This is a genomic window from Agriterribacter sp. (assembly GCF_035497235.1).
GTDB lineage: Bacteria > Bacteroidota > Bacteroidia > Chitinophagales > Chitinophagaceae > Agriterribacter.
On record NZ_DATJEB010000007.1, the window covers coordinates 39,715 to 52,036 of the forward strand.

Consider the following 12,322-nt stretch of genomic DNA (forward strand, 5'->3'; position numbering starts at 1 on the left):
TATGCCAGACATTATCACCATTACGTTTAATCCGTGTATTGACAAAAGCACATCGGTGATTGCGCTTAAGCCTGAAAAAAAACTCAGGTGTTCGGCGCCGGTCTTTGAACCCGGCGGCCGTGGAATTAATGTGGCAAGGGCCATTAAAAAAATAGGGGGTGAAGCTATCGCTATTTATCCATCCGGTGGCTATTCAGGTAAATTCTTAAACCTTCTTTTAGAACAAGAGGGTCTTTCGTTACTTACTGTGGAAACAAATCAGCAAACCAGGGAAAATATGATTGTATTGGATAAGGCTACAAATCAACAATACCGGTTTGATATGCCCGGCCCGAAATTAGTTGAAAAGGAATGGCAGGAATGTTTGCAGATGGCAGAAAAGAATGACTCTAAATTTATAATTGCCAGCGGAAGTTTGCCGCCCGGTGTTCCTGCAGACATTTTTGCAAGAATCTCAAGAATAGCTAAAAAAAGAAACAGAAAACTGGTTGTTGACAGCACAGAAGAAGCGCTGAAACCCGCCCTGGAAGAAGGCGTTTACATGATAAAGCCAAACATAGGCGAATTAACCACCCTGGCTGGAAAAGAGGAACTGCAATCTGATGAAATTGAACCGGCAGCAAGGGATTTAATCAATAGAGGGAGATGTGAAATAGTTGTAGTATCGCTGGGCGCTTTGGGCGCCATGCTGGTTTCAAGGAAGCAGGTATTTAAAATTCCTGCGCCTGCAGTAAAAATAAAGAGTACTGTTGGTGCGGGCGACAGTATGGTAGCAGGAATTGTTTTTTCTATTTCGAAGCAAAGAGATTTGTATGAGGCCATTCAATATGGTGTAGCCTGTGGCACCGCAGCCACTTTAAATAATGGTACCGGATTGTGCAGAAAAGAGGATGTAGAAAGGCTGTTTGAGCAAATCAGAAATGAGAAATAATGATTGGAAGTTAAAGAAAGGAGAACCAGGAATAATTTTGCTCTGGCAAAAAAAGTGGATATTGTGAAACCAATGACTTGTAATGAATAGATTAAATTATCTCATTTTTGCAGCCCTCTTTTTTTCCTGCAATAAAAGCTGGGAAACAACAAAGCCTGCCGCTGAAAATATAACCGAATCCGTTTATGCTTCAGGGGTTATCAAAACAAAAAATCAATACCAGGTTTTCTCAACGGTTAGCGGCAACATCAGTAAAATATTCGTCACCGAAAACGATTTGGTAAAAGCCGGCTCGCCGTTGATGACTATTGCTGATGAAACCTCAAAACTCAATCTCAGGAATGCGTCCCTGGCATCCGGTTATGCGGATATTAATGCAAACTGGGAAAAACTGCTGGATTTAAAAAACAACATTGCCCTTGCGCAAAGTAAATGCAGCAATGATTCTTTACTTTATATAAGGCAGCAAAATTTGTGGAACCAAAATATAGGCGCCCGGTTTGAACTGGAACAGAAAGAGCTGGCGTATCAAAATTCAAAAACGGCGTTACAGTCGGCCAAAATAAAATACAATGATCTTTTGAAGCAGTTGGAACTAAATGATGCGCAATCAAAAAACAATCTTGCTATCAGCAGGTATAAAGAAAATGATTTAACCATTAAAAGTGAAATGGATGGCAAAGTATATTCGCTCAATAAGAAACGCGGGGAAATGGTAAACCCGCAAACTGCATTGGCCACAATAGGCGATGCCACTCATTTTTTGCTGGAACTTCAAATAGATGAATACGATATTGTAAAAATAAAACCGGGACAAAAAATACTGGTAGCAATGGATAGTTATAAAGGCCGGATTTTTGAAGCCGCCATTTCAAAAATCAACCCGCTGATGGATGCACGCAGTAAATCTTTTTTAGTAGAAGCTGAATTTGTAACTCAGCCGCCGGTTTTGTATCCCAATCTTACTGCAGAAGCCAATATTATTATAGCCACTAAAGAAAATGCGCTTACCATACCGCGTAATTACCTGGTAAATGACTCTTTGGTTTTGATTGCAAAAGATAAAATGAAGGCGGTAGTCACCGGACTGAAAGATTACCAGAAAGTGGAAATTATAAAAGGCATTACGGCCAATGACATCATTTCCAAACCTCGGCAATGAACTTTACACTTTTATTGAATATTGCGAAAGCCTTATTGCTGGCCCGGTGGCGGCAAACATTGGTAGCAGCCATCGGGGTTACGTTTGGTATTGCCATGTTTGTAACCATGCAAAGTTTTATGACAGGTTTGAACAAATTGCTCGATGGGCTTATTCTAAACCGGACACCGGATGTACGCCTTTATCATGAAATAAAACCCCGAAATCGGCAGCCTGTTAATGAATCGCCGCTCTATAAAAACAATTACAATTTTATCAGTTCCCCGAAATCGGCAAACGCACGCCTGGAAATTTACAACAGCGGCTCTGTTATGCAATCGCTTTCTAAGGATGAACGGGTGCGTGGATTTGCGCCAAGAATTTCCACACAGGTATTTTTTAACAATGGAAATAACGATATAAATGGGGTCATTAATGGCATAGATGTACAAAAAGAAAGCTTACTTTATTCGTTCACAGATTATGTGGTGAATGGTAAAGCATCCGACTTGAAAAACGTTTCAAACAGTATTATATTGGGTAAAGGGCTTGCCGGAAGATTGCAGGTAAATATTGGTGATGTGGTTTCAGTAACTACAGCAAAAGGCGATCAGTATTCTTTAAAAACCGTAGGTTTCTTCCAGTCAGGAATCAATGAAATTGACAATGTGCAAAGCTATGCATCCCTGTCCACCACTCAGAAAATATTGGGCAGGCCCGGCAATTACATTACCGACATTAATGTCAAATTAAAGGACCTGACTATTGCACCAGCCGTGGCTAAAGAATATGCGCAACTCTATGGCACAGATGCCGAAGATATTCAAACCGCTAATGCACAATTTGAAACAGGAAGCAGGGTACGCAGCATCATTTCCTATTCTGTAGGCATTACGCTGTTAATTGTGGCGGGGTTTGGCATTTATAATATTCTCAACATGATGATTTATGAAAAAATGGATTCCATTGCCATATTAAAAGCAACCGGCTTTTCAGGAAGCGATGTAAAAAAAATATTCCTGGTTATCTCTGTGGGCATTGGTTTGTTTGGCGGGTTACTTGGATTGCTTTTGGGTTATTTATTGTCAAAAGGCATTAACCAAATCCCGTTCAACACAAGCGCATTGCCCACCGTAAAAACGTATCCTATTAATTACAATCCCTTGTTTTATGTGATCGGAATTTTATTTTCATTGATCACTACCTATCTTGCAGGGTTGTTTCCGGCGCGCAAAGCGAGCAAGGTAGATCCTGTCATCATCATTCGTGGAAAATAAGCTATGAATACAACCATTTTAGAAGCTAGGCATATTTCAAAAAATTTTCACGATCCGGTAACCGTAAAGGTTTTGAACGATATTACTTTTTCAATCAACAAAGGCGAATTTGTTTCAGTAATTGGAAAATCGGGATGCGGAAAATCAACACTTTTGTATGTGCTTTCTACCCTGGATACCGATTATGAAGGCGATTTGCTGATAGAGAATGAAAATATGCGCGGCAAAAAAGAAAAACAACTGGCTAAAATCAGGAACGAAAAAATTGGTTTCGTATTTCAGTTCCATTATTTGCTCAATGAATTTAGTGTGCTGCGTAATGTGATGCTGCCGGCTTTAAAGCTAAATAAATACGCAGAGCAGGAAATAGAGCAAATGGCTTTGGAAAAACTGGAAACTCTTGGTATGGCTAACCTGGCCAATAAAAAGCCCAATCAACTCTCTGGCGGCGAAAAGCAAAGAGTAGCCATTGCAAGGGCATTGATCAATAACCCGCAAATTATTATGTGCGATGAACCAACAGGCAACCTCGATAAAAAAAATTCTGAAATTGTATTCGCTATTTTTGACCGGTTAACAAAAGAATTAAATCAAACTTTCCTGGTAGTAACTCACGATACAGGCTTTGCCGGGAAAACTCAAAGAATTATTGAGATGGAAGATGGCAGGGTTATACGCCAGTAAACAAAGCAGAGAATTTAAAAGAACGCTATTCACATCAATCATTATTATGTACATACCGTGAAATTGTGTTCGCGTATTTCAATTGCACAAAAGAGGATTCCTGCAAATTTTTCACTCTTTTTGGTTTGGGAGAAAAGCCGTTTTGTGGTTTTTTGATTTTTTTGGCGCGGCAATTCATAAACCGGTGAAGAAAAAATCTGCCTCGGCAAACGAACAAATCATGATTTTTTTTCTTTTTAAAAAACTGAAGGTTCTTTTAAAACCTTATCACCATAGTAATATTGATGAACAGAATAAATTTATAGTGAGTAAAAGGTATGCGGGCATTGAGTTGTTTTCTGGAATAGTAAATGATGCTGTTTTCGGAAAAGTGATTGTGTTTGGTGCAGGCGGAATTTTTACTGAAATTTCCAGAGACAGCTGTTTTATTGGCAGCGAAGCCGGTGATGATGAGATTAAAAATGCCATTGTGCAAACCAGAATGCCAGTCAGTTCAAAACAAATACAATACCTGCCCGAATTATTTTTTTCTGAACAGGTTGCCGTTATTGGTGTTAGTGAACATGAAGAAAAAATTGGTTACGCGCTTGCAAAAAATACTGCTGATAATGAAAGTGTTTATTATGTAAACCCGCATTTAAAGAAGTGGTTTAATAAAAGAGTTTACAATACAATTGACGAACTTCCTTATAGCGGGTAATTATGAAATGTTTTTTGGTTTACTGAAAGCAGCGGGCGTTGAAATGCTGAATGATGTGAACGGGTTTTTATATCCTTACGATTTTAAAAAATATTGATTATTACCAATGCAGGCGGCGCGGGAACCGTTATGGGCGATTTAATCAGTAATAGGCTGTATGCATTAACCGAAAATGAAATAGATTAGCTGAGTGAAATATTGCCACCACACTGGTCAAAAAATAATCCTGTTGATATTATTGCCGATACATCGGACGGGAGATATTTTAAAACAATAAAAGTTGCAGATGATTTTAATGCAGATGCGACATATGTGATCATCACGCCGCAATGCATGACCAGTTCCGAAGCTGTTTGTAAGCTGTTTGTGGAGCAGCGTTTCAAACTGTTTAATTCGCCTTGGTACTCTGCTGCTGCAATACATTTTGTTTCGTCATGTTTTTTATGATTAGCTTACTGTATTCATGCCCCAGTACATCTGCATTGTCCGGATTAAAAGATTGGGTTTGTGCAGAATAGACTAATTGTTGGGTGGCCATGTCATATAAATTACTTTCCCAGAAATATTTGGTATCGGAAACATAATATCCCGGAGTGTATATCCGGCGGTACAATGTACTCCCGTATCCCCAAAAACGGTTGTAGTAATATCCGTAAGGCGAATAAAATATGCTGCCTGCTACATATTTTCTTTCTTTTTGTTTATCTAATAGAACAATAGTAAGTACGGCATCAACGCCACTGTTCTTTAATTCATGGATAGCAGCTTCCTCTGTCATATTATCGAAGGTCTTTGGATTAAATTCTTCGCATGCGCAAACGGCATTATATCCCAGTATTTTTAAATCCCCTACCAGGTGTTCTTCCATTTTTTCACGGATAGTACGGTCAGGTACATTCATAAGTCCTAAGACCAGGATTTTATTGTAATTTCTGGACTGAATGTTTTCCGCCTTCCAGGATGAGGTGATTTTTGAACTTGAAGTGCAACCGGTAGCCATGATTAACATGACAAACCCAATCCAGGTTATCTTTTTCATATTTTTAAATTTACGTGCAAATTATTGATGACACTTTGGATGATCAATGATGGTGATTAATGGAAAAGAGAGTTGTAATCAGTGTTTCGTTTGCAAAAGACGCAGGTATATCATCCGAAGAACCTTATGGAACCAGATTGATTTTAACGTAAGCCAAATTAAGAAAGCATACATCCACTAAGAATGGTTGCAAAAAAAGGGCCGGATAAAAATCCACCCTTTTTTTAAATCCAATATCCTATGAAAAACCGGTGTAAAAGTAATTGCTGATTTGTTGATAAAGAATGCTCTTCGTTTCCGCTTTCACTGATTGAAATCAGCATTAATAACTCCAAAAACCATGATGTAAATAAGCAGACGCTATGACTAAAGTCATACTGCCCGTAAAACCTGCATGTTATCTTGTTTTAATGTGTTTTTACTATTTGTTTGTAATAAACTAAATTAATTTCCAGGTGACTACAATTTTGTAAATTCGGTATCGCATCTTCAAAAATCCTCAATAGGTAAACGCAGAACCTTAAAAAATGTCGTACAACCTCTCCAATAATACTGAAAATTTTAACCATTTTGAAGCTTTTTTTGAGTATGCTACAATGGGCATTCTGGTTGCTGATGGCAATGGCCAAATCATCGCTATCAACCCTTTTGCCTTAAAAGAATTTGGGTATGCAGAAGAAGAGCTGGTTGGAAAAAAGATTGAAATATTAATTCCTCAAAGATTTCATGACAATCATATTCATCACCGGGAAGAATATACTGAAAATCCTCAAACCCGGCCAATGGGCCTGGGAATGGATTTATTTGGACTAAGGAAGGATGGCACCGAATTTCCCGTAGAGGTAAGCCTCGGCCATTATACAAGCAATGGAGGTAAATGTATTGTAGCTTTTATTACCAATATTTCTGTTCGCAAATCCGCTGAAGCTGAAATTGAAAAATTAAATATTGAGCTGGAAAATACAGTAACGCACCGCACCAGGGACTTGCAGGAAGCCATGCAGCAATTGGAAAAAACAAATGAAAGGCTTGAAAATGTGTTGTCATTTCAAAAAACATTACTGGATACTGCGGGCGCCATGATTATCGCCACTGATGGAAATGGGATAATCAAACTGTTTAATCCGGAAGCGGCCTGCAAGCTGGGGTATAGCGAACCGGAAGTTATTAATAAAGAAACACCGCTATTATTTCATAGTAAAAAAGATGTAGAAAGGAGACGAAAGGAATTGATGAAAGAGTTTGGCATCAACCTAAAAAACAACTTTGATGTATTGGTAGAAAAAGCCAGGCAAAATATCCATGAAGAAGAAGAATACATTTATGTTGGAAAAAATGGCAATTCATTTCCCGTGTCATTAACCATAACGGCATTAAGGGATGCCAAAGGAAATATCACCGGGTATATAGGCATTGCCATTGATATATCTGAAAGATTAAAGGTTGAAAAAGAATTGAAAAATGTAAAACAGTTATTTCTTCAACTATTGCATAACTATCCCGATGGAACAATCAGTATTATTGACAAAAACTACCATTTCGTTTATACAGGTGGCGAGCTGCATAAACGGCTTCATTCCGATATCGGGCAATTGATAGGCAAGGAAATGTATCCGCGGTTTCCGGAAGCTTTGCGCCGGATTATTTTTGTAATGCTGGAAAGTGTATTCCGGGATAAGGCGTTTATTTCCGATTTCGAGCTTCCTTATCCTATTGTGGACCGTACTTATGTAATGGATGCCTTCCCCTTGATGGAAGAAGATGGTTCGGTAAATAATATTGGTGTTATTATCAAAAATATTTCCAAATTAAAAAAGGCGGAAGAAGGTTTACGCGAAGCGCTTAAAATAGAAAGAAATTTAGGTGAATTAAAATCCCGGTTCGTGTCTATGGCTTCGCATGAATTCCGCACGCCGCTTAGCACAGTACTTTCTTCAGCCTATTTGATAGAAAAATATGTCTCTGGCGAGGACCAGCCAAAACGCGAAAAGCACCTGCAGCGTATTGTTTCATCGGTAAATATGCTTACCGATATTTTAAATGATTTCCTTAGCCTGGGCAAGATGGAAGAAGGGAAATTACAGGCGAAATTTTCGGCATTCAACATCGGGGAAATGATTTTTGCTACAATCGATGAAATAAAAAACAATTTGAAAAAGGAACAACATATCCATTATCAGCATGAAGGAAACCCCAATGTTTTTTTAGATAATTCATTGCTGAAACACATCGTTATGAATTTGGTTTCCAATGCGAGCAAATTCTCTTCCGATACATCCGCAATAGACATAAAAACCAGCAATCAGGATGAACATATTGTTTTATCCGTAAAAGACGATGGAATAGGCATTTCACAAGAAGACCAGCAACATTTGACGGAACGTTTTTTTCGCGGAAGCAATGCGGGAAACATACAGGGTACCGGGCTTGGACTGCATATTGTTTCCAAATACGCCGAAATGATGCATGGAAATATTGAATGCAAAAGCCAACTTGAAAAAGGGACTGAGTTTGTAGTAACATTTAACGCTAAAAAACAATCATCATGAAAAAAATACTTTTGATAGAAGACAATAGCGATGTGCGCAACAATACCGCGGAAATACTCGAATTGTCGAACTATGAAGTGATAGTAGCGGAAAATGGGAAAGCCGGTGTTGAAAAAGCCCTTGAATACTCGCCGGATTTGATTATTTGCGATATTATGATGCCGGTACTGGATGGCTACGGGGTGCTTCATGCCGTTCATAAAAACGATACGATAAAAAATACACCTTTCATCTTCCTCACTGCCAAAACCGAACGCGATGATTTTCGTAAGGGAATGGAACTGGGCGCCGATGATTATATCACGAAACCTTTCAGTGGTACAGAATTATTAAATGCAGTGGACAGCAGGTTAAAAAAAGTGGAATTATTAAAACAGGAATTATCACCCGATATAGAAGGGCTGCAATATTTAATGCAAACCTCTATTGGTAAAGACCATTTGAAACTGCTTACCGAAGACCGGAATAACAATAAGTATAAGAAAAAAGACATCATTTATTCGGAAGGAAATCATCCTAACCGGCTTTATTATGTATTAAAGGGAAAAGCAAAAACTTATAAAAGTAATGATAATGGCAAAGAACTGGTTACAGAACTTTATTCCACAGGCGACTTTCTGGGTTACGTTGCTATGCTGGAAGGCACTGTTTATAAAGATTCTGCGGCAGCATTGGAAGAAACTGAACTGGCTATAATTCCACGGGAAGACTTTGACAAACTAATCAATAACAATAAAGAAGTAGCTCAGAAATTTATCCGGCTGCTGGCAAAAAATATTTCTGAAAAAGAAAATCAGTTGTTAAATATCGCTTACAATTCATTACGCAAAAAAGTGGCTGATGCGCTCTTAATGCTGTATAAAAAATACCACCAAACTACAGAAGGTACTGATGCCATGATGATAAGCCGCGGAAGTCTCGCTACGATCGCCGGCACAGCCAAAGAATCACTTATACGAACCCTCAGTGATTTTAGGAATGAAAAACTTATTGATATAAAAAATGACGGAAGCATTCTTATTCTTAACCTGAAGAAACTGGAGTTCTTGCTGAATTAGGGGACATGAGCAATGAAATTTCTTTTGTATCTTTTTTAGGAAATCCCGAACGATTTTTTCTTTTCGTTTTCGTTATGTTTTTTTTAGTAACAGGTAGTAAAATGAATCTGGTCAGCATCCCGGGGGATTACATTTGATAGGAAACGGGAAGTCAATAGTTGTTTTTAATAAAATTACATTGACCTTTCTTTCAGTAAATAAATCAGAATCTACTCATTTACGATGGCTGATGTGCAGGGCAATAGCCGTTCCCCAACAAGGCAATATTGCTTTACATATTTCTTTATAAATGGTAGTATTGCCGCTTATTCAGGACTTAATATTTCTGGATGCATATTTTAAAAAACAAAGGCTGAAATAATTCCGCGAGGGATGCATTCCAAATTGTCGCCGGCCGGGCGGCCCGCCGTGGGGGGTGTCTTCACCACCCACATGAAGCAATGTAATGCGACAATTTGGAGTGCACCCTTCCGTGAGAGCGGGTTGTAATTATTTGCTGATTTCCGTATAAGCGCCTTTAATTCAGGACTGTTTTCCATGTTACAAAGGTAATATATGCTGAACGCTAAAATTGCATTGTTAGGGGCAGATAAATCTCGGGTGATGCAGATTTGTACAACCCACTATTAGATGCAAATTACTGTCACCGGAGCCAGTGACGGCGCTCATTGATTACCGGAATAGTTCATCGTTCATTTGTATTATAAAATAAACTGATCATTATAAAACTTTTAATTATGAAAAGCGATTATCAAATTCAGGAAGACGTTATGGAAGAACTCAAATGGCAGCCTTTTTTAAAAGCATCAGAAATTGGTGTGGCAGTTAAAAATGGTATTGTAACACTTTCCGGCCATGTAGATTCCTATTCAAAAAAATTAGCAGCAGAAAACGCAGCTAAAAAAGTAGCAGGGGTAAAAATTGTTGCCGAAGAGATAGAAGTAGGCATTTCCCCAGGCTATCGTAAAACAGATGCTGAAATAGCAGAAGCCGTACTCAATGCCCTGAAATGGCATAATGCCGTTCAGGAAGAAAAGATTAAGATCAAAGTAGAAGATGGCTATGTAAAACTGGAAGGTGAAGTAGAGTGGGATTACCAGCGTACTATGGCAAAAAGGGCTATTGAAAACCTGTCAGGTGTACGCTTTGTTACCAATTTAATTAAGGTAAAGCCCGAAATTTCATCTTCCGACATTCAGAAAAAAATCAATGCTGCCTTTCACAGAAGTGCCGCCGTTGATTCAGGTAAAATTGAAGTAAACGTAGATGGAAGCAGGGTTACTCTTAGTGGCACAGTACGATCCATAGCCGAAAAAGAAGATGCGGAAAATGCCGCCTGGTTTGCGCCCGGTGTTACCACTGTGGTAAATAAAATTGAAATTGAAGTGCCTGAATATGAATTTGAAGAGTAAAAATGAATTTTTTCATAAAGTAGCGCCTTCTTCAATCTTAAAATACCTGCCCAATCATTCATTGATTGGACAGGTATTTTGTAATTAATAATTAGAAAATATTTTTCATGCAATCAACCGGCAACAGCACAACCATACCCAAAACCATGCAGGCTATGGTATTAGAGGCAATTGGCCGGCCATTGGTTATGAAAATACTTCCTGTTCCGGTGCCTGCTGAGGGCCAGGTATTGGTGAAAATAATTGCCTGTGGAGTATGCCGCACCGATTTGCATATTATTGACGGTGAACTTACTGCGCCAAAATTGCCCCTTGTTCCGGGGCATGAGATAGTGGCAAGGGTAATAAAAACAGGCAAGGAAACATCGCCTGTAAAAGCGGGGCAAATAATTGGTATTCCCTGGCTTGGGTACACCTGCGGCGAATGTAGATATTGCCGGAGGGACCAGGAAAATTTATGTAAAAAAGCCTTATTCACCGGTTATACTATTGATGGCGGCTATGCCGAATATGCGGTAGCTGATGAACGCTATTGCTTTCCGCTTCCGGCGCAATATGCAAATGCATCCGGGGCGCCGCTTTTATGTGCCGGGCTTATTGGTTACCGCTCTTATACCATGACCGGTGAACGGGTGAAAAATATTGGTATTTACGGGTTTGGTGCCGCCGCGCATATCCTCGCTCAACTGGCAATTCACCAGGGTAAAAAAATATTTGCTTTTACAAAGGATGGGGATATTGAAGCGCAGAAATTTGCAATGGAACTGGGCGCTGTATGGGCGGGTAATGCTTCGCAATCGCCTGCGGAAAAAATGGATGCCGCTATTATCTTCGCGCCTGTGGGCAACCTCGTGCCAAAGGCATTAAGTGATACCAATAAAGGTGGCATTGTAGTATGTGGAGGCATACACATGAGTGATATTCCATCTTTTCCTTACAGGCTGTTGTGGGAAGAAAGAGTACTTCGTTCGGTAGCTAATCTTACCCGGAAAGATGGCGAAGATTTTTTAAAACAGGCTTCGCAGGTTCCTATTCATACACAAATAAAAACATATTCTTTGCATCAGGCAAACGATACTTTAAATGACCTTAGATGCGGAAGGGTTCATGGGGCAGCGGTATTGATAATGGATAGTAATGATTGAAAGATACCGGAAAAAATAATAAGATTAAATAATATTGATTCAAAATGATAGTAATTGTTTTTGGTTTACCCGGTTCAGGTAAAAGTTACTTTGCTTCCAGGTTTGCTAAAGTGATCAATGCCGCATATGTCAATAGCGACAAGGTGAGAAAAGAAACCTTTGAGAAAAGCGTATATTCTGACCTGCAAAAAAAAGCAGTATATGATAAAATGTTGGAACAGATGAAGCTGTCTGTAAAGCAAAATAAAAATGTAGTACTGGATGCCACTTTTCATAAAGAGAATACAAGGAAAACCTTTGTTGAAGAAATGAAAGATAAGGGCGGGATTTCCTTTATTGAAATACAGGCTGATGAAAATACAATCAGGGAACGATTAAAAAGGCCC

The 12,322-nt window shown here is 39.0% G+C and carries 11 protein-coding genes; 10 read left to right on the plus strand and 1 reads right to left on the minus strand.

The features are described 5' to 3' along the window. The first annotated feature begins 1 nt into the window (after position 1). The 5 genes from VL121_RS02085 (at position 2) to VL121_RS02105 (ending at position 4,733) form a co-directional block, all read left to right on the plus strand. Complete coding sequence (locus tag VL121_RS02085) at positions 2 to 931, plus strand: 1-phosphofructokinase family hexose kinase (RefSeq protein ID WP_325401650.1); 930 nt, start codon at positions 2 to 4, stop codon at positions 929 to 931. Between the two features lie 82 nt (positions 932 to 1,013). Further along, positions 1,014 to 2,093, plus strand: a complete 1,080-nt coding sequence (locus VL121_RS02090) for an efflux RND transporter periplasmic adaptor subunit (RefSeq protein ID WP_325401652.1) — start codon at positions 1,014 to 1,016, stop codon at positions 2,091 to 2,093. Further along, a complete protein-coding gene (locus VL121_RS02095; protein WP_325401654.1) occupies positions 2,090 to 3,349 on the plus strand; it encodes an ABC transporter permease in 1,260 nt (419 codons plus the stop codon). Before VL121_RS02090 ends, VL121_RS02095 begins: the two co-directional genes overlap by 4 nt. 3 nt (positions 3,350 to 3,352) lie before the next feature. Beyond that, on the plus strand, positions 3,353 to 4,033 hold the full coding sequence (locus tag VL121_RS02100; protein WP_325401656.1) for an ABC transporter ATP-binding protein: 681 nt from the start codon (positions 3,353 to 3,355) through the stop codon (positions 4,031 to 4,033). A 184-nt stretch (positions 4,034 to 4,217) separates the two neighbouring features. Further along, positions 4,218 to 4,733: an acetate--CoA ligase family protein gene (locus VL121_RS02105; protein WP_325401658.1), complete on the plus strand. Its 516-nt coding sequence runs from the start codon at positions 4,218 to 4,220 to the stop codon at positions 4,731 to 4,733. Between the two features lie 388 nt (positions 4,734 to 5,121). On the opposite strand, the gene VL121_RS02110 is transcribed toward VL121_RS02105, so the two are convergent. Beyond that, the gene (locus tag VL121_RS02110) at positions 5,122 to 5,772 is read right to left on the minus strand and encodes a hypothetical protein (protein ID WP_325401660.1); all 651 of its coding nucleotides are present in this window, start codon (positions 5,770 to 5,772) and stop codon (positions 5,122 to 5,124) included. Between the two features lie 527 nt (positions 5,773 to 6,299). Here VL121_RS02110 and VL121_RS02115 point away from each other — a divergent pair. The 5 genes from VL121_RS02115 to VL121_RS02135 form a co-directional block, all read left to right on the plus strand. After that, positions 6,300 to 8,321: a sensor histidine kinase gene (locus tag VL121_RS02115; protein ID WP_325401662.1), complete on the plus strand. Its 2,022-nt coding sequence runs from the start codon at positions 6,300 to 6,302 to the stop codon at positions 8,319 to 8,321. Further along, positions 8,318 to 9,379 (plus strand): response regulator, encoded by a 1,062-nt coding sequence (locus tag VL121_RS02120; protein ID WP_325401664.1) that lies wholly within the window; start codon positions 8,318 to 8,320, stop codon positions 9,377 to 9,379. Before VL121_RS02115 ends, VL121_RS02120 begins: the two co-directional genes overlap by 4 nt. Positions 9,380 to 10,116: 737 nt before the next feature. Then, positions 10,117 to 10,791, plus strand: coding sequence for a BON domain-containing protein (locus VL121_RS02125; RefSeq protein WP_325401666.1), 675 nt, complete (start codon positions 10,117 to 10,119; stop codon positions 10,789 to 10,791). A 107-nt stretch (positions 10,792 to 10,898) separates the two neighbouring features. After that, positions 10,899 to 11,936: a zinc-dependent alcohol dehydrogenase family protein gene (locus VL121_RS02130; protein WP_325401668.1), complete on the plus strand. Its 1,038-nt coding sequence runs from the start codon at positions 10,899 to 10,901 to the stop codon at positions 11,934 to 11,936. Between the two features lie 44 nt (positions 11,937 to 11,980). Beyond that, positions 11,981 to 12,322: P-loop nucleotide/nucleoside kinase family protein (locus tag VL121_RS02135; RefSeq protein WP_325401670.1), on the plus strand; the 342-nt coding region annotated here is incomplete at its 3' end.

What these genes read in the sequence shown, in the direction of transcription:
- VL121_RS02085 (WP_325401650.1), top strand. Translation starts at nt 2, where the DNA reads ATGCCAGACATTATCACCATTACGTTTAATCCGTGTATTGACAAAAGC.
- VL121_RS02090 (WP_325401652.1), top strand. Translation starts at nt 1,014, where the DNA reads ATGAATAGATTAAATTATCTCATTTTTGCAGCCCTCTTTTTTTCCTGC.
- VL121_RS02095 (WP_325401654.1), top strand. Translation starts at nt 2,090, where the DNA reads ATGAACTTTACACTTTTATTGAATATTGCGAAAGCCTTATTGCTGGCC.
- VL121_RS02100 (WP_325401656.1), top strand. Translation starts at nt 3,353, where the DNA reads ATGAATACAACCATTTTAGAAGCTAGGCATATTTCAAAAAATTTTCAC.
- VL121_RS02110 (WP_325401660.1), bottom strand. Translation starts at nt 5,772, where the DNA reads ATGAAAAAGATAACCTGGATTGGGTTTGTCATGTTAATCATGGCTACC.
- VL121_RS02115 (WP_325401662.1), top strand. Translation starts at nt 6,300, where the DNA reads ATGTCGTACAACCTCTCCAATAATACTGAAAATTTTAACCATTTTGAA.
- VL121_RS02120 (WP_325401664.1), top strand. Translation starts at nt 8,318, where the DNA reads ATGAAAAAAATACTTTTGATAGAAGACAATAGCGATGTGCGCAACAAT.
- VL121_RS02125 (WP_325401666.1), top strand. Translation starts at nt 10,117, where the DNA reads ATGAAAAGCGATTATCAAATTCAGGAAGACGTTATGGAAGAACTCAAA.
- VL121_RS02130 (WP_325401668.1), top strand. Translation starts at nt 10,899, where the DNA reads ATGCAATCAACCGGCAACAGCACAACCATACCCAAAACCATGCAGGCT.